The sequence below is a fragment of the Corynebacterium sp. TAE3-ERU2 genome (genome assembly GCF_019209955.1).
Classification (GTDB): Bacteria; Actinomycetota; Actinomycetes; order Mycobacteriales; family Mycobacteriaceae; genus Corynebacterium; species Corynebacterium megadyptis.
Window position 1 is genome coordinate 56,370 of the sequence record NZ_JAHUTL010000003.1, and the last position, 22,366, is coordinate 78,735.

At 64.3% G+C, this 22,366-nt stretch carries 21 protein-coding genes; 13 read left to right on the forward strand and 8 right to left on the reverse strand.

Translation table 11 applies throughout. The features are described from left to right. Positions 1-5: 5 nt before the first annotated feature. From ppk2 to groL, 3 genes are all read right to left on the reverse strand, one after another. Positions 6-911 (reverse strand): polyphosphate kinase 2, encoded by a 906-nt coding sequence (gene ppk2, locus KRX12_RS05110; protein ID WP_151530189.1) that lies wholly within the window; start codon positions 909-911, stop codon positions 6-8. Between the two features lie 37 nt (positions 912-948). Further along, on the reverse strand, positions 949-1,743 hold the full coding sequence (locus tag KRX12_RS05115; protein WP_218365957.1) for a DUF2520 domain-containing protein: 795 nt from the start codon (positions 1,741-1,743) through the stop codon (positions 949-951). Between the two features lie 82 nt (positions 1,744-1,825). Then, on the reverse strand, positions 1,826-3,472 hold the full coding sequence (groL, locus tag KRX12_RS05120) for a chaperonin GroEL (protein ID WP_218365958.1): 1,647 nt from the start codon (positions 3,470-3,472) through the stop codon (positions 1,826-1,828). Between the two features lie 232 nt (positions 3,473-3,704). Here groL and KRX12_RS05125 point away from each other — a divergent pair, with 232 nt between their 5' ends. From KRX12_RS05125 to KRX12_RS05160, 8 genes are all read left to right on the forward strand, one after another. Further along, positions 3,705-5,060, forward strand: coding sequence for a dipeptidase (locus KRX12_RS05125; RefSeq protein WP_218365959.1), 1,356 nt, complete (start codon positions 3,705-3,707; stop codon positions 5,058-5,060). An 892-nt stretch (positions 5,061-5,952) separates the two neighbouring features. Further along, the gene (locus KRX12_RS05130) at positions 5,953-6,522 is read left to right on the forward strand and encodes an acetyl-CoA acetyltransferase (protein WP_218365960.1); all 570 of its coding nucleotides are present in this window, start codon (positions 5,953-5,955) and stop codon (positions 6,520-6,522) included. A 636-nt stretch (positions 6,523-7,158) separates the two neighbouring features. Then, entirely contained in the window at positions 7,159-10,077 is a 2,919-nt protein-coding gene (locus KRX12_RS05135; protein WP_218365961.1) for a Na+/H+ antiporter subunit A, read from the forward strand. After that, positions 10,067-10,570 carry a Na(+)/H(+) antiporter subunit C gene (locus KRX12_RS05140; protein WP_151530180.1) on the forward strand — a complete coding sequence of 168 codons (504 nt, stop codon included), beginning with the start codon at positions 10,067-10,069 and terminating at the stop codon, positions 10,568-10,570. The genes KRX12_RS05135 and KRX12_RS05140 overlap by 11 nt, the downstream gene beginning before the upstream one ends. Then, positions 10,570-12,204 carry a Na+/H+ antiporter subunit D gene (locus KRX12_RS05145; protein WP_218366095.1) on the forward strand — a complete coding sequence of 545 codons (1,635 nt, stop codon included), beginning with the start codon at positions 10,570-10,572 and terminating at the stop codon, positions 12,202-12,204. Before KRX12_RS05140 ends, KRX12_RS05145 begins: the two co-directional genes overlap by 1 nt. After that, positions 12,204-12,758, forward strand: a complete 555-nt coding sequence (locus KRX12_RS05150) for a Na+/H+ antiporter subunit E (RefSeq protein ID WP_218365101.1) — start codon at positions 12,204-12,206, stop codon at positions 12,756-12,758. The genes KRX12_RS05145 and KRX12_RS05150 overlap by 1 nt, the downstream gene beginning before the upstream one ends. Then, a complete protein-coding gene (locus tag KRX12_RS05155) occupies positions 12,751-13,029 on the forward strand; it encodes a monovalent cation/H+ antiporter complex subunit F (RefSeq protein ID WP_151530177.1) in 279 nt (92 codons plus the stop codon). Before KRX12_RS05150 ends, KRX12_RS05155 begins: the two co-directional genes overlap by 8 nt. Beyond that, the gene (locus tag KRX12_RS05160) at positions 13,026-13,472 is read left to right on the forward strand and encodes a monovalent cation/H(+) antiporter subunit G (RefSeq protein WP_218365100.1); all 447 of its coding nucleotides are present in this window, start codon (positions 13,026-13,028) and stop codon (positions 13,470-13,472) included. Before KRX12_RS05155 ends, KRX12_RS05160 begins: the two co-directional genes overlap by 4 nt. Here the strand turns inward: KRX12_RS05160 and KRX12_RS05165 are convergent. From KRX12_RS05165 to KRX12_RS05175, 3 genes are all read right to left on the reverse strand, one after another. Continuing rightward, complete coding sequence (locus tag KRX12_RS05165) at positions 13,469-14,650, reverse strand: glutamate--cysteine ligase (protein WP_218365962.1); 1,182 nt, start codon at positions 14,648-14,650, stop codon at positions 13,469-13,471. The genes KRX12_RS05160 and KRX12_RS05165 overlap by 4 nt on opposite strands. Before the next feature lie 61 nt (positions 14,651-14,711). Next, on the reverse strand, positions 14,712-15,356 hold the full coding sequence (locus KRX12_RS05170; protein ID WP_255550118.1) for a LytR C-terminal domain-containing protein: 645 nt from the start codon (positions 15,354-15,356) through the stop codon (positions 14,712-14,714). Positions 15,357-15,408: 52 nt separating this feature from the next. Further along, entirely contained in the window at positions 15,409-15,624 is a 216-nt protein-coding gene (locus tag KRX12_RS05175; protein ID WP_151549979.1) for a DUF3263 domain-containing protein, read from the reverse strand. A gap of 18 nt (positions 15,625-15,642) precedes the next feature. Here KRX12_RS05175 and KRX12_RS05180 point away from each other — a divergent pair, with 18 nt between their 5' ends. Continuing rightward, a complete protein-coding gene (locus tag KRX12_RS05180; protein ID WP_218365964.1) occupies positions 15,643-16,272 on the forward strand; it encodes a peptide deformylase in 630 nt (209 codons plus the stop codon). Next, positions 16,272-17,285, forward strand: a complete 1,014-nt coding sequence (locus KRX12_RS05185; RefSeq protein ID WP_218365965.1) for a GNAT family N-acetyltransferase — start codon at positions 16,272-16,274, stop codon at positions 17,283-17,285. The genes KRX12_RS05180 and KRX12_RS05185 overlap by 1 nt, the downstream gene beginning before the upstream one ends. Positions 17,286-17,295: 10 nt before the next feature. On the opposite strand, the gene KRX12_RS05190 is transcribed toward KRX12_RS05185, so the two are convergent. After that, a complete protein-coding gene (locus KRX12_RS05190; protein WP_218365966.1) occupies positions 17,296-17,877 on the reverse strand; it encodes an RDD family protein in 582 nt (193 codons plus the stop codon). Positions 17,878-17,990: 113 nt separating this feature from the next. Here KRX12_RS05190 and KRX12_RS05195 point away from each other — a divergent pair, with 113 nt between their 5' ends. The 3 genes from KRX12_RS05195 (at position 17,991) to KRX12_RS05205 (ending at position 21,584) form a co-directional block, all read left to right on the forward strand. Further along, complete coding sequence (locus KRX12_RS05195; RefSeq protein ID WP_218365095.1) at positions 17,991-18,770, forward strand: exodeoxyribonuclease III; 780 nt, start codon at positions 17,991-17,993, stop codon at positions 18,768-18,770. 14 nt (positions 18,771-18,784) lie between these two features. Continuing rightward, the gene (gene cls / locus KRX12_RS05200) at positions 18,785-20,275 is read left to right on the forward strand and encodes a cardiolipin synthase (RefSeq protein WP_218365967.1); all 1,491 of its coding nucleotides are present in this window, start codon (positions 18,785-18,787) and stop codon (positions 20,273-20,275) included. A gap of 82 nt (positions 20,276-20,357) precedes the next feature. Then, positions 20,358-21,584: a Na/Pi symporter gene (locus KRX12_RS05205; RefSeq protein WP_218365968.1), complete on the forward strand. Its 1,227-nt coding sequence runs from the start codon at positions 20,358-20,360 to the stop codon at positions 21,582-21,584. On the opposite strand, the gene KRX12_RS05210 is transcribed toward KRX12_RS05205, so the two are convergent. Beyond that, entirely contained in the window at positions 21,581-22,363 is a 783-nt protein-coding gene (locus tag KRX12_RS05210) for a multidrug ABC transporter permease (RefSeq protein ID WP_218365969.1), read from the reverse strand. The genes KRX12_RS05205 and KRX12_RS05210 overlap by 4 nt on opposite strands. Positions 22,364-22,366 lie beyond the last annotated feature (3 nt).

The window sequence follows — 22,366 nt, forward strand, 5'->3', positions numbered from 1 at the left end:
AAGGGTTAGTCCCCGATCTGGTCGCGGCCGCGACGCACGATCAGCGGATCGGGCTCGCCCACCAGCTCGTGATCCTTGCCGGTGTATTCGAACTTGCTCAGCACATAGCGCATGGCGTTGATGCGGGCGCGCTTTTTGTCATTGGACTTAATGGTGATCCACGGCGACTCATCGGTGTCCGTGTAGCGGAATTGCTCCTCCTTGGCGCGGGTGTAATCATCCCACTTATCCAAGGATGCGAGGTCCATCGGCGAGAGCTTCCACTGGCGCACGGGATCGACCTGGCGAATCGCGAAGCGGGTGCGCTGCTCCTTCTGCGTCACGGAGAACCACAGCTTGGTCAGGGAAATACCGGAGCCCATGATCATGTTCTCCAGCATGGGCACCTCGCGGAGGAACTCGGCGTGCTGCGCCTCGGTGCAGAAGCCCATGACGCGCTCCACGCCGGAGCGGTTGTACCAGGAGCGGTCGAAGAACACGATCTCGCCGGCGCACGGGAAGTGCTCGATATAACGCTGGAAATACCAGGAGGTGGACTCGCGCGGCGAGGGCTTCTCTAAGGCCACAGTGCGGGCACCGCGAGGGTTGAGGTGCTCATTAAAACGCTTAATCGTGCCGCCCTTACCGGCGGCGTCGCGGCCTTCGAAAAGAATGATGTGCGCCTGGCCGGTGTCCTTGGTCCAGTTCTGCCACTTCAAGAGCTCGATCTGGAGGGCGCGCTTGACGTGCTCGTACTCATCGCGGCTCATCCGGTCGTCATAGGGATAGTTCTCAAACCACGTATCCACCGGGCTGCCATCGGGCTTAACGAGTACCGGATCATCCTCATCCGAGTCATCAACGTAATAACCCTCGGTTGCCGCAAGGTCGATGACGGGCAGCTCTTCATCCTTCTTTTTCTTGTCAGCCATACTAATCAGTCTAGTCCCGAGATCGCGGCTGCGTTGGTCAAAAGCGGAAATCCTTTTCTTGGCTTGTCGACGCCGCCTCGAGCACCTCCAGCACCGCTGCCGGCCCGCTCTGCGCCGCGAGCGCCCGGGCTACGGCAACATAGCTGTCACGGGCTGGACCAGCGCCGATGGCAGCCAACTGGCGTTCTACGGTGGCGGCATCCGCCGGGGCGGCGGGGGTGAGCTCTCCGCTGAGCGCGAGGCTCATGCTCTGGTGCACAAGCGGCTCGCTGAGCAGCTGCGCGCCCCGCATCGAGGGGGCATCCATACACTGCTCGAGCAGCTCGGCGGTCTGGGCGGCGATCGCCGCCGCATGGTGGGAGCCGTGGGCTATGGCAGCGGCGTAGAGATCCCGCTGCTGCTCGGCGATGGCGATGGCATGGCCGTTCATCTCGGTGATGAGCAATTCCGCGACGGTGGCGGCGAGCTCATCGCGCGTAGTCACACCCCAGCCGCAGCCATCGAGGCGCGCCGCATCGGCGGCGATCATGGCGGGATGGGCGGCGATGGTGAGCGCCCCGCGCTCGGCCAGCGGCTGCAGCACCCCTACCCCGTGGCTAGCGGCGGTGTGCAGCACGATCTGGCGTGGCTGCACGTGTGGCAGGAGCTCGGCCACCGCCGCCTCCAGGTCGTTATCGCCAAGGTCGAGCACCAGCAGCTGGGCGTTCTCCGCCGCCGTGGCGGGTGCGGCCGTGTAATCGACGCGGTGGCCGACGGCAGCGAGCTTCTCCCCGATGGCTGTGCCCACTGCTCCCGCGGACACGATGGATACCCTCATGCGTGGTGCGTTCATGATTGCCGATGCTAGCGCACAGCACACAAGCCCCAGACCCGTGCGGGATCTGAGGCTTGTTAGTGCGTGTGAGCGGTGATGCTTACATCATGCCGCCCATGCCACCCATGGCGTCGGCGTCCGGCATGCCGGAGCCAGCGGGCTGCGGCTTGTCGGCCACGACGGCCTCGGTGGTGAGGAACAGAGCCGCGATGGAGGCAGCGTTCTGCAGCGCAGAGCGGGTGACCTTCACCGGGTCATTGATGCCGGCCTCCATGAGGTTCTGGTACTCGCCGGTAGCGGCGTTCAGGCCCTCGCCGACGGGCAGGTTGGAGACCTTATCGGCCACCACGCCCGGCTCCAGGCCGGCGTTCTCAGCGATCTGCTTCAGCGGAGCGGAGAGTGCGGCGCGCACGATCTTCACGCCGATAGCCTCGTCACCGGTGAGGTCCAGGTCGGAGTCCAGCACGTGGGCGGCCTGCAGTAGGGCCACGCCACCGCCGGCAACGATGCCCTCTTCCACGGCAGCCTTGGCGTTGCGCACGGCATCCTCGATGCGGTGCTTGCGCTCCTTCAGCTCCACCTCGGTGGCGGCGCCGACCTTGATCACTGCCACGCCACCGGCCAGCTTGGCCAGGCGCTCCTGCAGCTTCTCGCGGTCGTACTCGGAATCAGAGTTCTCGATCTCGGCGCGAATCTGATTGACGCGACCCTCGATCTGCTCGGCGGAACCGGCACCCTCAACGATGGTGGTCTCGTCCTTGGTCACCACAACCTTGCGGGCGGTACCCAGCAGCGGGATGTCGGCGGTCTCGAGGGAGAGGCCGACCTCCTCGGAGATGACCTGGCCGCCGGTGAGGATAGCCATATCCTGCAGCATGGCCTTGCGGCGATCGCCGAAGCCCGGGGCCTTCACAGCGACGGACTTGAAGGTGCCGCGGATCTTGTTCACCACGAGGGTGGACAGGGCTTCGCCCTCGACATCCTCGGAGATGATGAGCAGCGGCTTGCCGGACTGCATGACCTTCTCCAGCAGCGGCAGCAGATCCTTGATATTGGAGATCTTGCCGGAGACCAGCAGGATGTAGGGATCCTCGAGGACGGCTTCCTGACGCTCCATGTCGGTAGCGAAGTAGCCGGAGATGTAGCCCTTATCAAAGCGCATACCCTCGGTGACGTCGAGATCCACACCGAAGGTGTTGGACTCCTCGACGGTGATGACGGATTCCTTGTTCAGCTTGCCGCCGCCGACGGCGTACATAGCCTCGGCGATCTTGGCGCCAATAGCGGGATCCGCAGCGGAGATGCCGGCGGTCGCGGCGATCTGCTCCTGGGTTTCGACTTCCTTCGCACCCTCGAGCAGCTTCTCGGTCACGGCCTTCACGGCGCTCTCAATACCGCGCTTGATACCCATGGGGTTGGAACCAGCGGCGACGTTACGCAGACCCTCGGAGACGAGAGCCTGGGCCAGCACGGTAGCGGTGGTGGTACCGTCACCGGCGACATCGTCAGTCTTCTTCGCAACTTCCTTGACCAGCTCGGCGCCGATCTTCTCATAAGGCTCTTCGAGCTCGATCTCGCGCGCGATGGACACGCCGTCATTGGTGATGGTCGGCGCACCCCAGCTCTTCTCCAGAACCACGTTGCGGCCCTTGGGGCCGAGGGTCACCTTCACGGCGTCAGCCAAGGTGTTCAGGCCCTTTTCCAGGCCACGGCGTGCTTCCTCATCAAAAGCGATGATCTTTGCCATGTTGTTTTAGTGCTCCTTATATACAAGTTAAGGGACGACACTCAAGCGTCGATATCGGCGGGCGCCCGCGACGGCTGCAGTTGGTGAGTGTTGGTGATGCCAACTTCACCCGCGTTTATCGTTGTTTCTTTTGTTCTAGGCTGGCACTCGAAATGTCCAAGTGCTAAGACCTGTTCTAGCACTCTACCCTACTGAGTGCAAGAACACCGGAGTGCCGCGTACGCTGGTCACCATGACTACTCCGACTGCGGCGCGAGCAAGCGTCGAGAAGCAAAAAAGCCGTATTTTTTCCGATCTCTCCGAGCTCTGCTCCTTTAACTCTGTGCACAGCGTGGAGGAGCTCAAGGAGGAGCACACCGCCGCCGGCGACTGGGTGCTGGCCGCCCTGCGCGAGCACGGGCTGGACGTGACCGCCTATGACACCATCGACGGCACCCGCACCTTCATCGGCACCAAGGTGATCGATGATTCCGCGCCCACGGTGCTGCTCTATTCCCATTATGATGTGGTGCCCGCCGGTGACCCGAGCGCCTGGACCTCGGATGCATTCACCCTCACCGAGCGGGATGGCCGCTGGTACGCCCGCGGCGCCGCGGACTGTAAGGGCAATCTGGTGATGCACCTCGCCGTGCTGCGCACCCTCGCGGAAATTGGCGGACTGTCCTGCAATATCAAGGTGGTTATTGAAGGATCCGAGGAGCGCGGTGGCGCCGGCCTTGATGCGCTTATCGACGAACGCCCCGAGCTTTTCGCCGCCGATGCCATTCTCATCGCGGACTCCGGTAATGCCGGCGTGGGCGTGCCCACCCTCACCACCTCGCTGCGCGGCGGGGCACTGCTGAACGTGAAGGTCGATACCCTCGCCACGGCCGTGCACTCCGGCTCCTTCGGCGGCGCCGCACCGGATGCGGTGGCCGCTCTCATGCGCATGCTGGACTCGCTCCGCGATGAGCATGGCCGCACCGTGATCGAGGGCGTGGACTGCACCGCGAAGTGGCAGGGCATGGACTATGACCGCGAGACCTTCCGCAGCGACGCCGGCATGCTTGAGGGCACCCAGATCATGGGCACCGAGGAGGATAGCCCCGCAGATATGCTGTGGGCGCGTCCCGCCGTGAGCATCATCGGCTTCACCTCCACTCCGGTGAGCGAGGCCGTCAATGCCGTGCCCGCTACTGCCGAGGCGCAGCTGAACCTGCGTGTGCCGGCCGGACTGGACTCCGCGGAGGTTGCCGAGGCATTGAAGCAGCACCTGATTAACCACACCCCCTGGGGCGCGCACGTGGACATCAGCGTCTTTGACGTGAATTCACCCTTCTCCACCGCCCCGGAAAGCACCACGCTCAGCGTGCTTGGCGAGGCCCTCTCTGCAGCCTATGAGGGCAAGGAGACCGTGGTGATTGGCTCCGGCGGATCGATTCCGCTGACCTCGAAGCTGCAGGAGAAGTTCCCCGAGGCCGAGATCGCCCTCTTCGGCGTGGAGGAGCCCTCCTGCACCATCCACTCCCCCAATGAGTCGGTGGACCCGGAGGAGATTCTCTCCATCGCCGTTGCAGAGACGCTCTTCCTGCAGAACTACGCAAAGTAAGGACGCCTGTTCACACATACGCCCTCCCAGCCAGCTAGGAGGGCGTATATTGCTGTCGCAGGCTTTTCCATAAAGGCATGGCTTCGTCTCCTCATTCCCACCCTGGGAGCAGCGTCAGTTCACTGCACGACGCCGATGAGTGCCGGCGCGCTCGCTGTTGCTTCAACGGCTCCAAGACGTCCTTACTGCCGATGACGCTGAACATGCCGGCCTCGCTATCACAGCTCAACTCCTCGGGGGCTTGGCCGTTCGATATAAGAAGGAAAGAGGCACGGCCTTCAATGAAGTATCCATGGGGCTCATAGCCCGCTTGGATACCACCTCTTCTACCTCTTCACTGATGGCGCCAGTATCGGTGGCCATGGGGGTTCCTCCTTAGGAGGTACTGCCATGAATAATCATGTGGGACTTAAGGCCACACGCTAGGGCGGTGAAGCCGTAGCGGGGCTGGCTCGCCCTCCCCTGCGCCTATAGACACGCATTCCCAGCGGCGTCGTTGAGAGCCGCACCCAACGACTGATGCACCTCCCCCCTCGCTATCCCACCCTGTGGGTACCCCCATCCCATTCTACGTCTGACTAACATTTGCCAGTGGCATGTGACACGGCTTACTATGCCCCACATGATCACCCGTCAAGCACACAGCCTTCGCGCCCTAGCCGCGAACGCACGCGCACCCCGTGAGAGCGTGGCCCTTCGAGCCGCCGGACTCAAGGGCGTACGAGTACTGAAGGCTACGTACCTTGGCGGAGGAGCGCACAGCGAGGACTGAAACCTCCGCACAAGGAAGTAGTCGTTAAGACCCCAGAACCGCCTCATCGCAGGCGATGAAATTTTCAGTCCTTCACACCGTTGTTTTTCGCTCCGTTGTAAAGGAATGTGATCCGGCATCATGCCCACCACCACCTACGCTCCCCAGTCTCAGCGCTCCACCATCATCGAGTACCACCGCCGTCCTACCCCGGCGAGCACGCACACTCCGATCCCCGCCGAGCGCACCACCTCCCGCACTTTTGCCGAAGACCCCTTCCGCGCCCGCTTCGGCCACCGCCTGCCGCGCGGCCTGCGCGAGGAGGCTCGCGGCATGGAATGGCGCACCTTCGCCGCCACCTACGCCCCGCTGGGCGATATGCGCATCACTCACCTGGAGAGTGAGAACCTGCGCGGCGGCCGCTACCGCTACACCGCCCACATCACCGACACCAGCTCCGGTGCCCGCATCGACTCCACCCGCGAGATCATCGCCACCGGCGCCTGCTCTGCTGTCACCAACCTGCTGGCCGACATGGGCCGCCGCGTCGAGATCCTCAGCTACCACCAGTTCGAGATCTTCGAAGCCACCGTCACCTTCATCTACACCTGCGAGAACAACAAGCGGGCATGGGCCATGGGGTTCGGCCCGACCTCGGAGGCTTCCGTTGCCGCAGCACTGAGCACAGCTGCTGCTCGCCTGCACGGCTAAAAGCATTCGGCACGCGGTTCCTCTTGTTTGAGGGTGTGTTTATCTTGTTCTGCGAAGCCACACGTGCGCTCCGCAGGAGATCGAACTTGCCGCCGATTACTTTCTCACTGTCCAGAGGCACGGCACTGTCACAATCCTCCCCGGGAGCCGAGGGTGTCACATGGGTTGATTGGCGGCTTCCCTCTTGCGGCCCTCGAAGGCTTCCTGCCGCGTCTCTACTCCACACCACCATTGCCATCTATTCCGGAGGTGGTAGTGCCCAAGCTAGTACTGGCTGCTCAGTGTCGGTGGACATCAATCCAGGCGTGACGCCCCACCAAGATTGAGCAGGAATTGCAACCATGTGTCGAACCCGGACCTGGTGACAGTATCCATATAGATACTTCTAGGGCGCGTAGTGCCGGGGTATCTGATGAAGCTTTGGACGTGGCAGAAGCACTCAACGAGCTCTACCGGGAGAGAGACATAGGCTATCGGAGCTGGTTCGATCCATCCACGTGGCCGTGGATCTTCATTTCCGCGGCGGTGGGGTGTGCGGCATGGCTGCGAAATACCGCGCTCGCGTGGGGCGTGGTGGTGGCCGAGGCCTCGTTTAGAATGAGACACGTTGCTTCCTCTACTAGATGAGGTGGATGTGTGCTTCTTCTGCTCCTCTGCTTAATTGCCGCGTCGCTGCTCACGCCCGCGCTCCTGCGGGTGCTGGGGCGGCCGGCCTTTGGCGTGGTCGCACTGGTTCCTGCCGCCGGGTTCTGGTGGGTGCTCACCACCTTCTTCACCACCCCGGAACCCACCACCCGCACCGCGGAGATTCCGTGGATGAGCGGCGCGCACCTGGACCTCGATTTCCGCCTCGATAGCCTCTCCGCGCTCTTTGCGCTCATCATCTTGGGCGTTGGCGCCCTCGTGCTGCTCTATTGCTGGGGCTATTTCAACGCCAACCCGCGCCGGCTCGCCACCTTCGGCGGCTGCATGGTGGCCTTTTGTATGGCCATGTACGGGCTGGTGATCTCCGACAACCTGCTGCTCATGTACGTGTTCTGGGAGATCACCTCCGTGCTGTCCTTCCTTTTGGTGGGCTACTACGGCGAGCGCGCCTCCTCCCGCCGCTCCGCCGGGCAGGCGCTGATGGTCACCTCCCTCGGCGGGCTGGCGATGCTGGTGGGCATCGTGGTCTTCGGCACCCGCTCCGGGCAATGGACGCTCTCTGGGTTGGTCAGCCACGGTATCGGCCCCGATGCGCCGTGGATGGGTGCGGCCGTGGCCCTCGTTCTCGCCGGGGCGCTCAGTAAATCCGCCATCGCACCCGCCCACTTCTGGCTGCCCGGCGCGATGGCCGCCCCCACCCCAGTCTCGGCCTATCTGCACTCGGCGGCGATGGTGAAGGCCGGCATCTACCTAGTGGCGCGGCTCTCGCCCACGCTCAATGGCATCACCGCCTGGCATCTGATTGTGCTGCCGCTCGGCATTTTCACCATGCTGCTCGGCGGCTGGATGGCGCTGCGGCAAAAGGATCTGAAACTGATTCTGGCCTATGGCACCGTCTCCCAGCTGGGCTTCATCATCACCGTGATGGGCGTGGGCGCGAAAGCCGCGCTCATCGCCGGCCTGGCGCTGATGCTGGCGCACTCGATGTTCAAGGCCACCCTGTTTATGGTGGTGGGCGCCATCGACCACTGCACCGGCACCCGCAATAAAAATAAGCTCTCCGGGCTGGGCCGGAAGAAGCCTGGGCTGGCGCTGATCGCCGCCCTCGCCGGGGCCTCCATGGCCGGGCTCCCGCCCTTCTTCGGCTTCGTGGCCAAAGAGGCGGTATTTGAGACCCTGCTGCACGAGCCACTCTTGGTGGGGCTACCCGGCCAAGCCACCCTGCTGGGCTTGGTGGTGGGCTCGGTGCTCACCGTGGCCTATACCCTGTACTTCTTCCACGCCGCCTTCTTTCGCAAACGCCCCGATCACCCCAGCGGCGGCGGCATCTCGCCGGCGGTGGCCACCATGGATACGCTGAGCTTCACCCAATGGGCCCCGCCCCTGGTGCTGGCGTTGGCGGGACTGTTTTTCGGGCTGCGCCCCGAGCTGCTGGATCAGGCGATCAGCATTCACGCGGGCACCGTCTACGATGACGCCGAGATGCGCGCCGTCGCCCCCTCCGGCGAGCTGGCGCTATGGCATGGCTTCGGCATCCCGCTGCTGCTCACCGCGGTGATTATCGCCGCCGGTGCGATCATGCACTGGCAGCGCAAAACCCTCGAGCGATTCCACTTCGACAAGCCCGCGCTGGGCTCGGCGGATGCCGCCTATGATTCCACCCTGGATACGCTGCGGCGACTGTCGCTGCGCATCACCGCGAATACGCAGCGCGGCTCGCTGCCCATCAACGAGGCCGTGATTCTTTTGACCTTCTGCGTGCTGCCCATGGTGGCGATCCTGCTCGGCGAGCGCACCAATGTGCGCATGACACTCTGGGACAACCCGGTGCAGGGAGTGCTGGCGCTGATCATCATTGTGGTGGCCATCGCCACCACCCGGATGGATAACCGCCTATCCGCGGTGGTGCTGCTGGGGGTGACCGGCTATGGGCTGGCGCTGATCTTCGCCACCTATGGCGCCCCGGACCTCGCGCTCACCCAGCTGCTGGTAGAAACCGTCTCCATGGTGGTGTTCATGCTGGTGCTGCGGAAGCTGCCGGCGGAAACCTCGGCCCGCACCCGCACCGGGTATCTGCGCGGCCGGGCGTGGCTGGCCGCCGCGGTGGGCATGACCACCGTGGTCTTGGGGGTCTTCGCCATGAACGCCCGCAGCATGGCCCCGATTTCCGAGGCGATCCCCGCCCTCGCCAAAGACATCGCCCACGGCGCCAATGCGGTGAACGTGCTGCTCGTGGATATTCGCGCCTGGGATACCCTGGGCGAGATCTCCGTGATCGTGATTGTGGCCACTGGCGTGGCCTCGCTGGTCTATCGCACCCGCAGCTTTTCCCGCGTCTCGCGGCGGCCGGTGCTCCACGAGAGCACCTTCGGCGGGCAGTGGCTGTCCGCCCCCGGCGCGCATGAGCGCGAACGCAACCGCGCCCTGGTGGTGGAGGCGGCGACCCGGCTGAGCTTCCCGGCGATGATTGTGCTCAGCGTGTTCTTTTTCTTCGCCGGGCACAATGCCCCGGGCGGCGGTTTCGCCGGCGGCCTGGTGGCGGGGCTGGCCTTTGCTCTGCGCTACCTGGCCGGCGGCCCAGAGGAGCTGGAGCAGACCATGCCGGTGGATCCGGGCAAGATCATTGGTAGTGGCTTGGGGTTGGCGTCGATAAGCGCCGTGGCCCCGCTGCTGCTCGGCGACGCCCCGCTGCGCAGCTATGTGCTGGATCTGCATGTGCCGCTGATCGGCGAGATGCACCTGGTGAGCCCGCTGATCTTTGATCTCGGGGTGTATCTCATCGTGGTGGGGCTGGTGCTCTACATTCTGCAATCGCTGGGCGGGCAGCTGGATCGCGATGAGCGCAGCCGCCGCCGCAAGGCCGTGAAGAAGGAGACCGCTAGGAAGGAGATGGCGCGCCATGGTAGTTAATCTCTCACTCGTCCTCGCCGCCGGGGTGTTGGTGGCGGCGGGCACCTTCCTGCTGCTCGAGCGCGCCATGACCAAAATGCTCATGGGTCTGATTCTCATGGGCAATGGCGTGAATCTGCTGATTTTGCTCGCCGGCGGCCCCGCAGGAGCGCCGCCGATTATGGGCCGCAGCTCGGCGCTTGACGACGCCGACTCCGACCCGCTCGCCCAAGGGATGATCCTCACCGCCATCGTGATTTCCATGGCGATGACCGCCTTCATTCTCGGCCTCGCCTACCGGCAGTATCGCTATGGCACCGCCGACCTGGTGGAGGATGACACCGAGGACACCGCCGTGGCCACTCGGCCGCTGGCCGCCTCGGCCGCGCCGGACCACGACGCCTCCGATGATCCGCTCACCGGCGAGCCGACGGAGCGCGGCGATCTCTTCGGCCCCTCCAGCTTCGAGGCGCCGGTGCACGGCCAAGGCAAAAAAGAAGGAGACGAGCAGTGATAGATACCCTCGCGCCGCTGTTTCCTTATCTGATCCCCGGCCCGATTTTGCTACCGGTGATCGCCACCGCGCTCATCCACCTGCTCTCCAGCCGGCGGGTGCAGCACGTGGTGGCCATGGGCACCTTCATTCTGCTGCTGGCGCTGTGCACCCTCATGGTGGTCTACGTGGACCAGGCCGGGGTGCAGAGCCTGCAAGTCGGCGGCTGGGATGCACCCATCGGTATCACCCTCGTGGCCGATCGCATCTCCACGCTGATGCTCACCGTCTCCTCGCTGGTGCTGCTGGCGGTGATGTGGTTTGCCATCGCCCAAGGCATGCGCGATGGCTCGGAGAAAGACCCGGTGAGCGTGTTCCTACCCGCCTATCTGCTGTTGAGCATGGGCGTGAATATCGCCTTCCTCGCCGGGGATCTCTTCAATCTCTATGTGGGCTTCGAGGTACTGCTCGTGGCCTCCTATGTGCTGCTCACCCTCGGCGCGGCGCGGGAGCGTATCCGCGCCGGTATCGCCTATGTGATGGTGAATATGCTCTCCTCGGTGATCTTCCTCATCGGCATCGCCCTCACCTATGCCGCCGTGGGCACGTTGAACCTGGCGCATATCTCCATCCGCATGGAGGAGGTGCCCTCCGGGGTGCGCACCGCCATTTTCGCGGTGCTGCTCGTGGCCTTCGGGGTCAAAGCCGCAGTCTTTCCCCTCTACTCCTGGCTGCCGGACTCCTACCCCACCGCCCCGGCCCTGGTGACCGCGGTGTTCGCGGGGCTGCTGACCAAGGTGGGCGTGTACTCCATCATTCGGATGCGCTCCGTGGTGTTTCCCGATGGCAGTCTCGATACCGTGCTGATGTGGGCGGCGCTATTAACCATGCTCTTCGGCATCCTCGGCGCGATGGCCCAAAACGACATCAAGCGTTTGCTCTCCTTCACCCTGGTCAGCCACATCGGCTTCATGATCTTCGGCATCGCCCTCGGCACCGCGGAGGGCTTGAGCGGGGCGATCTTCTACGCCGTGCACCATATTTTGGTGCAAACCGCCCTGTTTTTGGTGGTGGGGCTGATCGAGCGCCAAGCGGGCTCCTCCTCGCTGCGGCGGCTCGGCTCGCTGGCCTGGACCTCGCCGGTGCTCGCCACGCTCTTTCTCATCCCCGCCCTCAACCTGGGTGGCATCCCGCCTTTCTCCGGATTCTTGGGCAAAGTGCTACTCATCGAGGCCGGCGCCACCCGCTCCGGGGCGCTGGTGTGGCTGCTCATTGGCGGCACGGTGCTCACCAGCTTGCTCACGCTCTACACCATGGCCGTGGTGTGGTCCAAGGCCTTCTGGCGCGATCGTTCCGATGCCCCCGAGGGCAACCAGGCTTTTGCTCGCCCCACCACGCTGATCGAAAGCACCGACACCATCGAGATCACCGAGCGCTCCGATGTGGGCCGGATGCCCAGCGGCATGGTGGCCTCCACCTCGCTGCTGGTGGCCGCCTCCCTGGCCATCACGGTGCTCGCCGGGCCGCTGTCCGAGGTGACCACCCGCGCCGCGGAATCCACCCAGGATCTGGCGAACTATCGCAGCGCCGTGCTCGGCCATGACAGCGGCAACGATGAGCCGGGCCGCCAGCCCGCACTCCGAGGAGACCAGTGATGATCGAAGGATTCAAACGCCGCTTCCGGCCGCTCTCCGTGGTGCTGCTGGCCATCATCTGGGTGATGCTCTACGGCGAGATCACCCCCGGCAATATTCTCGCCGGCCTCGGCATCGGCGTGGCGGTGACGGTGCTGCTGCCGCTACCGAGCGTGCCCATGACGTGGTCCCGCATCGCTTGGTGGCAGCTCCTCCGGCTGGCCGGGGCCTTCGTGGGGGATCTGGTGGTCTCCTCCGCCCGGGTGGCGTGGATCGCGCTGCGCCCCGGGCAGCCGCCGCGCTCCGCCATCGTCTATGTGCCCATGCGCGTCCAAGACGAGTTCGTTTTTGCCCTCGCCGCCACCGTCTTGAACCTCACCCCGGGTGGCTCGGTCTGTGATCTCGATGTGGCCAATCGCCGCATGGTCTACCACGTGCTCGATGGCCGCTCCCCCGCCGCCATCGCCGCCGCCAAAGAAAGCGTGCGCGACCTAGAGAAGCGGCTGATCGCCATCTTCGAAAGCGATATGCAGAAAAACGGGACACACAAAGAGAAGGTGAGCCCTCGTGGATAATGATCTCTACACTGCCCTGCTCATCATCCCCTCGATCATGCTCTCGGTCTCGGCGCTCATCGCGCTGGGGCGGATCCTCGTGGGGCCGAACTCTCTGGACCGGCTGCTCAGTTTCGATGCGATCGTGGCCATGTCCCAGGCGGCCCTGGCGCTGTATATCTGCTACACCCTCGATACCACCGTGTCGAACGCCATGATGGTGCTGGCGCTGCTCGGCTTCATCTCCACCGTGGCCGTCACCCGATTCCGGAAGCGAGACGCCCGCCGATGACCTCCGCTTTGTTGATCGCCTCCTTTGTCTGCCTCACCTTCGGCGCCCTGCTCTCGCTCTCGGCGAGCCTCGGGCTTGCCCGCTTCCGCGACACCATGCAGCGGCTACATGCCATCACTAAACCCCAAACCCTCGGGCTGATCCTGGTGATGCTCGGGGCGATTCTGCGGGTGATCGCTATTGAGGATTTCGGCTCCGCAGAGCGCGGCGATATCACCGCCATGGTGCTGGTGATCCTCTTCGCCCTGCTCACCGCGCCGGTGGTGGCGCAGCGCTTCGGCAGGATCGCCAGGCAGGAAAAGCTTTACGACGCCGAGCTATTGACCAGCGACGAGCCCGCCGAGAAGCAGCGCAAGGAGCGGGAGAAGGAACAGCAGCGGCAGAAGGAAGAGCAGCGCCGCCGCAAAGAGCAGCGGGGGCGCGCGGAGCAGCCAGAAGGCTAGGGGCGACCGCGGTAGAGCTCCTCGATGCTGAGGTCCACCACGTCCTTCCAATCGCCGCTGGCCTCAAAGACGGCCCGCTGCCGGGCATAGGCTGCCGGGCGATCCACCATGCGCTCGAGCTCGGTGAACTCCTCGGCACAGCCCAGCTCCGCAGCCAGCGGGCGGAGGGTGGTGATAATTCCGCGCAGCGAGTCGCGCACCCATTCCTCTTCGGTGTTGCGGCCGGTGATCACCAGCGCATCCATGCCATAGCGGGCGGCCCGCCACTTATTTTCCGCGTTGTGCCAGAGCGGCAGCTGCGGCAGCTCCGCGCCCGCATCGAGCTGGCGGTCGAAATAGACCACCAGGGTGTGCGTAAGCGCCACGATAGCGGCGAGCTCGGTGATCGTGGAGGGGGCATCGCAGGCGCGCACCTCGATGGTGCCCCACTTGCCGGCGGGGCGGATATCGAGATGCATCGAGCCGGTGTGGCTGATCACCCCAGAGGTATCTTGATCCTCCATGTACTCCGACCACTGCTCCCAGGTGTCAAAGACGAAGGGCAGCCCCGCGGTGGGCAGCTGCTGATAGAGCATCGTCCGATTGGAGGCATAGCCGGTGTCGAGCCCATTCCAGCCCGGGGAGGAGGCCGAGAGGGCCAGAAGATGCGGGAAGGTGGTCATAAGCGCATTAATCAGCGGCCAGACCTTGTCCTCGTGTTCCACGGAGACGTGCACGTGCAGGCCCCAGATGAGCATCTGCCGCCCCCAGTACTGGGTGCGCTCGATAATCTCCGAATAGGGCCCCTTCTCCGAGACGGGCTGTTCCCGCCAGTCCGCGAAGGGGTGCGAGCCGGCCGACCAGAGCTTTACGCCCAGGTGCTCGGCGGCCTCCTGCAAGGCGGCCAGCCCGTAGCGCAGCTCCTCGACTACCTCGGGCACGGTGGAGCCCACCCCGGTAATCAGCTCCACGGTATTGGCCAAAAACTCCCGCTCCACGTGCACCTCTGGATAGTGCTCGTGGATATAATCCACCACCTCATGGGCGCGAGGCACCAGATCGCGGGTCACGGGATCAATCAGGCCGATCTCCCATTCCACCCCGAGAGTATGGGGGCCGCCGCGTTTAAAGCTCTGGTGGTGGGAGACAGAACGGCGCTTCTCACCGGCAGACAGCGAGGTTGACGAAGACTGAGTCATGGTGAAGTACTACTCGATTCCAGCAGGCGGGCGCGCCCATAGGGTGAAAAGATCGCCGACTTTAAGGAGTGCGGAGGTCCTTGGTGAGAATGAGGACGACGCCCTGCGGGGCGGTGGCGACAGCCTCCGAGCGCGGCTGGGCCTGCACGCCCAGCTCCTCGGCGAGCGCGCGGGCGGCGCGCTCCTCATCGGCATTACCGGGGGTGAAGAACACAGTGGTTTCCGGCAGCGGGGTATCGGCAAAGTTGCCCACCTCGCGCACATTCCAGCCCGTATCGCGCAGCTTGGTGGCCACGCTATCGGCCAGGCCGGTGATGGTGGAGTTATTCAGGGTGGTCACCGGCACGGTCTTCGGATCCACCGCAGTACCCTGCTCTGCCGGGCGGGCCGGCTTCTCACCCTCGGGGCGAGCGGGCGGGGCCTGCTCGGCGCCCTCGGGACGCTCGGCAGCGCTGCTCGGCGCGGGGGATGGCGCGGCGGAGCTGGAGGAGCCGGGATCGGCCACCACGGTGTCATTGGGATCATCGGAATCGATGAGGGTGAATACTCCCCATAGCGCCAGCAACACTGCCACGCTGATGAGGATCATCGCTAGGCCGCGGATGGGCGCCTCGGAACCGCGCGAAGCACCGGCGGCAGCGGGGGCGGCGGCACGCTCGTCGAGCACGGAATCGTGCTCGGTGGACTCGTGGGGGGAGTAGTTCATCTCAGACACGCCTGCCATCTTAACGTGAACTATTGGTGGAGCTGAAAGTGTTTTAAGATCGCCGCTCCCGCAGCCGCCGCAGGCGGGCGATGAGCAGCGGCTCGCGCTCGGCTGCGAGCGGCAGATCGATCAGTTCATTTAGGCGCTGGTAGTAGCGCACTGGGGTGGTGCCGAGCGAACGAATGGCCTCCTCTTTCCGCCCGGACTGCACGAAGCGCTTCTTTTCCAGCTCCAGGATCGCTTTGTCGTGCTCACTCAACTGACTCATGGGTCTACACTCTATTGCATGACGATTCGCCCGATTGTGATCTACGGAGACCCCGTCCTGCACACCCCCACCGAGCCCGTGACCGAGCCGGTGAGCGAGCTCGCCGAGCTCATTGCCGATATGCACGAGACCCTCGTGGCCTCCAATGGGGTGGGCTTGGCGGCGAATCAGGTGGGCGTGAATAAGCGGCTCTTTGTCTACCGCTGCCCCGATATCGACGGCCCTGAGGGCAGCGATAAGTCCGAGGCGGATATTGCCCGCGATGGGGGCCGGATTCGGGTGGGCTGCGTGATCAACCCGGTATTGGAAACCTCCGAGATCCCGGAGACCATGCCCGCCGAGGATGGCTCCGAGGATGAGGGCTGTCTCTCCCTGCCGGGCGAGGGTTTCCCCACCGGCCGCGCCGATTGGGCGCGGGTCACCGGCCTCGATGAGAATGGCGAGGAGATCGCGGTAGAAGGCTATGGCTTCTTCGCCCGCCTGCTGCAGCACGAGGTGGGCCATCTCGATGGCTATGTCTATACCGATATGCTCATCGGCCGGAATAAGCGCGCCGCGAAGAAGATGGTGAAGCGCAATGGCTGGACGGAAGCCGGCCGCACCTGGCTGCCCGGCACCGACCCCGACCCCTTCGGTTTCGACAACTAATGCTGAGTTTCCCCTTTAGTGGCCGCGCCCCCACAGTGGGCGATCGGGTGATTGTGCGCCGCCGCATCCCCAATACGCCCGGACATCTGACGGATGTGATCGGGCATGTGGTGAGCCTGGAGCCGCTGATCCTGCGGCCCCAGTCAGTGGGCGGGCTGCCGTCTTCTGCGCCGACTGTGCTTATCGACGCTTCCCTGGTGAAAATCCTGAAAGTGCTCAGCCCGCGCCGGGTGATGAACTCCGATATCCGCGCCATCGAGCACGCCACCGCTCTCGCATTCCCGGGCATCGAGCATGCCTGGAGCGAGGACGGGCAGTGGCTGATGCGCGCCGGCGATGGCATTACCGAGCGCTCCAATTCCGCCACCCCGCTGGGCGCGTCGGCCGGGTTTAGCCTGCCGCCATTGGCGGAGATGCGCGAGTTTTATGCCCGCCACGAGCTGCCGGTACGGGTGCACCTGCCGGAGCGTATCGCCCGCAACGCCGAAAGGCTCTGCCGACCGCCCGCTTGGGAGCTAGGGCCGGACATTATTGTGATGAGCCGCTCGCTCAGCGACTACGACACCGACACCCCGCCGACGCTGCCAGAGGGCATGACGGTGAGCGTGGAGGAGCAGCCCGATGCGGCGTGGCTGGAGCAATATCATTTCCGCGGCCAGGCGCTGCCGGTGCACGCCCTAGAGCTGCTCATGCGAGAGATCGAGGGGCGCATGGGATTCGCCCGGATCCGCGCGGGCGAGCAGACGGTGGCGATTACCCGCGCCACCATCACCGAGTCCCCGGATGGGCGGCGCTGGCTGGGCTATTCCGCCGTGGAAGTCAAGGATGCGTGGCGCCGCCGCGGGCTGGGCACCCAGCTCGGGCAGGCGGTGCTGCACTGGGGCGCGGAGAACGGGGCCACCGACGCCTATTTGCAGGTGATCGCCTCCAATACCGCCGGTATCGGGCTCTATGAGCGGCTCGGCTTCATCGAACATCACCGCCACCGCTATGCCACAGAGCTAGGGGGCTAGAGGCTAGGGGCTAGTCGGGGCGGATGACGCGCAGCTCGGCGCTGCGATCGTGCGGGCCCATGCCGAAGGCATCGGTGGCGGCATCGGCACCGAGCCATCCCGCCACGCCAAGCGCCGCCACCGGGCCGGCGATAGGGATGTAGTTGAGCAAGATCCACAGGTTGCGTCGAGAAGCGGAAGTGATACTCACCGGCAGGGCGGCCGGAGCCACCACCCGCAGGCCGAGGAGCCGCTTGCCCACGCTGCCACCGCAGACATCGCCGGCTACCTGATAGAGGTAATAGGCGGCCGGCCAGCCGAGCAGGACGCTCAGGAGGGCGACGGTGCTAACACTGCCGGTGGACACGACCAGGAGCATGGCCAGCAGCGCCAGGGTGACACCGGCGGCATCGAGTGCGTGCGCGGCCATGCGCCGCAGCACCGGGGCGCAGTAGATATCACGGCGGCCGCGATTCCGGCCCGGGCCGAAGGCCTGGTAGCGCTCCAGCTCGGAATAGGCCACCGGCGGGCTCATGGCATCGCGCACCCCCGCGAAAGGAAAGCCCCGCCGCGGCTGCTGCAGCTGCTGAGTACGCAGGTACTCATCCTCCATGAACACCACATCACTCCTAGGTTGAGGCGCCGCCGAAGACGGCACGAATCTCCGTTCTTATCCCCTACAACGTCGGATTACCCCCAGTTGTTCCAACGACTACTGTAGTGGGCATGCGAATTGCCACGTGGAACATTAACTCCGTGCGCACGCGCATCGAGCGTGCCGTGGATTTTCTGCAGCGCCACGACGTGGACGTGCTCGCGCTGCAAGAGACGAAGGTCAAAGACGAGGCCTTCCCCACCGACCCCTTCACCGAGGCCGGCTACGAGGTGGCGCACTATGGGCTCAATCAGTGGAACGGCGTCGCACTGATCTCCCGCGTCGGCATTGCGGATGTGCGCACCCACTTCCCGCAGCAGCCCGGCTATCACAATGATCCCGCGCAGCCGCAGGACATCGAGGCCCGCGCGATCGGCGCCAACTGCGGCGGGGTGGAGGTGTGGAGCCTCTATGTGCCCAATGGGCGCGAGATCGCCCACCCGCACTATGACTACAAGCTGCGCTTCCTCTATACCCTCGGCGCCTATGCCCACAGCCTGGACACCCCAGCGGTATTCGTGGGCGATTACAATATCGCCCCCCGCGATAGCGATGTGTGGGATCCTTCCTTCTTCGCGGGCAAAACCCATCTCACCGAACCAGAGCGCCACGCCTTCGAGTTCCTGTGCAGCGAGGGGGTGGAAGAAACCTCCCGCCGTTTCAGCGAGGGCGACTATAGCTACTGGGACTATACGGCCATGCGTTTCCCCAAGAACGAGGGCATGCGCATTGACTTTCAGGTGGCCACCGCCGCCCTGGCGGCCCGCGCCCGCAGCGGGTTTGTTGATCGCGAGGAGCGCGCCGGTAAAGGCGCCTCCGATCACGTGCCCGTGGTGGTGGACTATGACTAGCGGGGGCGCAGAGTGTGATTAGCGTGCACTTGGAGTGGTGGCAAACGGCGGGCCTGATCATCGACTACTCCATCCGTATCTTGGCCATCGGCATCGTGCCGGAAGGGCGTCGTCCCGCCGCATCGACGGCGTGGCTGCTGATCATTCTGGTGCTGCCCATCGTGGGCCTGCCGCTGTTTCTGCTCATGGGCTCGGCCTATATCAACCGCCGCCGCCACCGGCTGCAGCAGGAGGCCAATCAATCGATTGAGGCCGTGCAGTCCGAGGCCCCCGACTATCCGCAGCACACCACGCTCAGCTCGGAGCTGGAATCCATAGTCAAGCTCAATCGCCGGCTCACCAATATCCCCGCCGTCACCGGCACCACCAAGGGGCTGCTGCCGGATTATTACAACAGCCTGCGCCGCATGGCCGAGGCCATCGATAATGCCAGCGAGTATGTGCATATCGAGATCTACATCATTGCCTGGGATGACACCACGGATCCCTTCTTCCGCGCCTGCGAACGCGCCGTTCAGCGCGGGGTGAAGGTGCGGCTGCTCTTTGATCACGTGGGCTCGTGGAAGTACCCCGGCTATATGCGGCTGGGCAAGCGGCTGGATTCCATCGGGGTGGAGTGGCACGTGATGCTTCCGCTGCGCCCCTGGTTTGGTCGCTGGCGTCGCCCGGATCTGCGCAATCACCGCAAGATGGTGATCGTGGATTCCGAGGTGGCCTTCATGGGCTCGCAAAACCTCATCGATACCAGCTATCTGCTCGACGCCAATATTGAGGCCGATCGCCATTGGATCGATCTCATGGTGGAACTCGAGGGGCCGGTGGTGAACTCGCTGCGCGCCGTGTTCGCCATGGACTGGTACTTCGAAACCGGCGAGGCGCTGAACGTGTTGGAGGAAAAACCCAGCCCGGAGCTGCCGGAGGAGCCGGACTCGGATATCAATATTTTGCAGCTGGTGCCCTCCGGCCCGGGTATTCCCACCTCGCCGAATCTGCGCCTCTTTAATTCCATCGCCCACCACGCGAAGCAACGGCTGATCCTGTGCTCGCCCTATTTCATCCCCGACGAGTCCCTCTTTGAGTCCATTACCAGCGCCTGCTACCGCGGCGTGCAGGTGGATCTATTGGTCAGCGAGCGCGCCGATAATTTCATCGTCCACCACGCCCAGTCCAGCTACTACCAGGCCCTGCTAGAGGCTGGGGTAAACATCCACACCTACCCCAAGCCCTATGTGCTGCACTCGAAGTTCATGGTGGCCGATCCCGCCTCCTCCGACCGTGACGCCATCGGGGTGATGGGCTCGTCCAATATGGATATGCGCAGCTTCAACCTCAACTACGAGATCTCGCTGATGGTGGCGCGCGGCTCGCTCACCACCCGACTCAGCGAGCTGGCCGATAGCTATATCGCCAGTTCCTCCCAGATTGAACTGGAGGAGTGGTCTACCCGCGGTTTCTGGCGCAAGTATCTGGATAATGCCTGCAAGCTCACCTCAGGTTTGGCATAGGGGGAGGAAATTAGGGCTTCCCACCAGCCACCATTAATGTTGAGGTCACAGCAACCGGCAGCGCAGGAGGAGGATTCACGAGGTGGCAGCTGACTCACCCACCCGGCTGCCGGGCACCACCCATCCCCGCAATCCGCGGATCACCACCTCTGATTCCGATGTTCTCGCGCCCTCCCTCTTGGGCATGGCGGTGCGCTGGTCGGGCGTGGCAGGGGCTGTGGTGCTGCTCCTCTTTGCGCTCGCATTGCTTGGCGACGCCACCTCGATGCTCTCCCGCGACACCATCGCCACCCTGGTCGCGGCGGCCGCCCACCCCGTGGTGGGGCTGTGTTTGGGTATCGCCGCCACGGCGGTGGTGCAATCCTCCACCACCATCACCACGGTGACCGTGGCCGCGGTGGCCACGGGGGTGGTGCCTTTGCCTTTGGCGATCGCGATCACCATGGGCGCCAATATCGGCACCTCGATGACCTCCGCGATCGTGGCCTTGAGTTTTGTGCGCTCGCCGGTGGAGTTTCGCAGCGCCTTCGCCGCCGCCACGGTGCAGGGCATTTTTAATAGCGCCAGTGTGGCGGTGCTCTTCCCCCTCGAGCTGCTCTTCCATCCCTTAGAGCGCAGCAGCCACTGGCTGAGCACTCGGATCCTCGACGAGAGCTCCCACCAGGAAATCCCTACTGCGGAGTTTGTGCGCCGGCTCAGCGATCCCCTCGTGGAATTGGTAGGCACCCGCGGTCTCGCCGGGGCGCTTGTCGGCGCCCAGGCCGCCCCGTGGGTGGTGCTGGTACTGGGGGCGACGCTGCTGCTCAGCGCCGTCTATTTGATTACGCGGCAGCTGCATGTGCTGATGGCCCAGGCCACCCGTACCCTCATGGAACGGGCCCTGGGCGATTCCCAAGCCACCGGGGTGGCGGCCGGGGCGGCGCTGACGGCGCTGATTCATTCCTCGTCCACGGTGACCAGCTCGATTGTGCCCTTCGCGGCGGTGCGCTCGATCACCACCCGGGAGGCGCTATCGCTGACCCTCGGGGCGAATATTGGCACCACGCTCACCACGCTCATGGCCACGCTCGCGGTACAGGGACCGGCGGGGGCCACGGGCCTCGAGGTGGCCTTGGTGCATGTGCTTTTCAACCTCGTCGGGGTGCTGTTGGTAATGCTCATCCCGCCGGCCACGGACGGCATTATTCGGCTCGCCATCTGGCTGGCCAAGGTGGCTCAGCCGCATCCGGCGCTGAGCACCGCGGCGGTGCTGGCCTATTATCTGGCGCTTCCCGGCGCGGTGGTGGCGCTGTATGTGCTGCTGAACTAGGCGTCGCGCTTCTTCATTGCCAGCAGCCCTGCCGCGAAGATCACGGCGGCCCAGACAGCGAAGTAGAGGCCGCTGAGAATCGGATCCCAGTCCGGGCCCTCGACGACGGGCTGAGTGGTCTGGAAGGCGGTGAGATGGTTGAAGGGGCCGTAGCCGCTGATATAGGTGCCCACCCGCGGCAGCATATTTCCTAAGATGAGCTCGAGTCCGAGGCTCCACACCAGCACTACCAATAGAGCACCGGCGGTGTTGCGCAGCAACCAGGCGAAACCCATGGCAAAGATGATGCTCAGAACGAGCGCCACCGGCTTGGCCCAGAGAGCGTGCTGGACGTAGTCATCGCCCCAGATCTGCATGGAGCTGGCGGCCTCGCCGCCCATGATTTTGCCCACGTAGAGGACAAGGATCAGGGTGAGGAAAGAGAGGATCGCCACCACCACGGCATAGAGCACGCATTTGGCCGCGGCCACCCTCCAGCGGCGCGGCATGGCGGTGAAGGTGGCAGTGGACTGATTGCGGCTGTACTCGGAGGTCACCATGAGTACCGCCTGGACCATCACGATGGTGGCAACGACATCGAGCGTGAAGACCAGGCCGCGGGGCTCGACGATGAACTCGACCTCGGATCCAGCAAATTCGGGATTCTGCGCTAGTTGCCGGGTGCCATAGGCCGACATACCGGCCAAACCGGCGGCGATGAGCACATAGAGCAGCGAGGTGATGTAGAAGGACTTAGTGGTGGTGAGCTTGATGAACTCTGCACGAATGGCATTCCACATGGT

Excerpts from the sequence above, each read along its gene's own strand:
- ppk2 (WP_151530189.1), bottom strand. The coding sequence starts at position 911 with ATGGCTGACAAGAAAAAGAAGGATGAAGAGCTGCCCGTCATCGACCTT.
- KRX12_RS05115 (WP_218365957.1), bottom strand. The coding sequence starts at position 1,743 with ATGAACGCACCACGCATGAGGGTATCCATCGTGTCCGCGGGAGCAGTG.
- groL (WP_218365958.1), bottom strand. The coding sequence starts at position 3,472 with ATGGCAAAGATCATCGCTTTTGATGAGGAAGCACGCCGTGGCCTGGAA.
- KRX12_RS05125 (WP_218365959.1), top strand. The coding sequence starts at position 3,705 with ATGACTACTCCGACTGCGGCGCGAGCAAGCGTCGAGAAGCAAAAAAGC.
- KRX12_RS05130 (WP_218365960.1), top strand. The coding sequence starts at position 5,953 with ATGCCCACCACCACCTACGCTCCCCAGTCTCAGCGCTCCACCATCATC.
- KRX12_RS05140 (WP_151530180.1), top strand. The coding sequence starts at position 10,067 with ATGGTAGTTAATCTCTCACTCGTCCTCGCCGCCGGGGTGTTGGTGGCG.
- KRX12_RS05150 (WP_218365101.1), top strand. The coding sequence starts at position 12,204 with ATGATCGAAGGATTCAAACGCCGCTTCCGGCCGCTCTCCGTGGTGCTG.
- KRX12_RS05160 (WP_218365100.1), top strand. The coding sequence starts at position 13,026 with ATGACCTCCGCTTTGTTGATCGCCTCCTTTGTCTGCCTCACCTTCGGC.
- KRX12_RS05165 (WP_218365962.1), bottom strand. The coding sequence starts at position 14,650 with ATGACTCAGTCTTCGTCAACCTCGCTGTCTGCCGGTGAGAAGCGCCGT.
- KRX12_RS05170 (WP_255550118.1), bottom strand. The coding sequence starts at position 15,356 with ATGAACTACTCCCCCCACGAGTCCACCGAGCACGATTCCGTGCTCGAC.
- KRX12_RS05175 (WP_151549979.1), bottom strand. The coding sequence starts at position 15,624 with ATGAGTCAGTTGAGTGAGCACGACAAAGCGATCCTGGAGCTGGAAAAG.
- KRX12_RS05180 (WP_218365964.1), top strand. The coding sequence starts at position 15,643 with ATGACGATTCGCCCGATTGTGATCTACGGAGACCCCGTCCTGCACACC.
- KRX12_RS05185 (WP_218365965.1), top strand. The coding sequence starts at position 16,272 with ATGCTGAGTTTCCCCTTTAGTGGCCGCGCCCCCACAGTGGGCGATCGG.
- KRX12_RS05190 (WP_218365966.1), bottom strand. The coding sequence starts at position 17,877 with ATGGAGGATGAGTACCTGCGTACTCAGCAGCTGCAGCAGCCGCGGCGG.
- KRX12_RS05195 (WP_218365095.1), top strand. The coding sequence starts at position 17,991 with ATGCGAATTGCCACGTGGAACATTAACTCCGTGCGCACGCGCATCGAG.
- KRX12_RS05210 (WP_218365969.1), bottom strand. The coding sequence starts at position 22,363 with ATGTGGAATGCCATTCGTGCAGAGTTCATCAAGCTCACCACCACTAAG.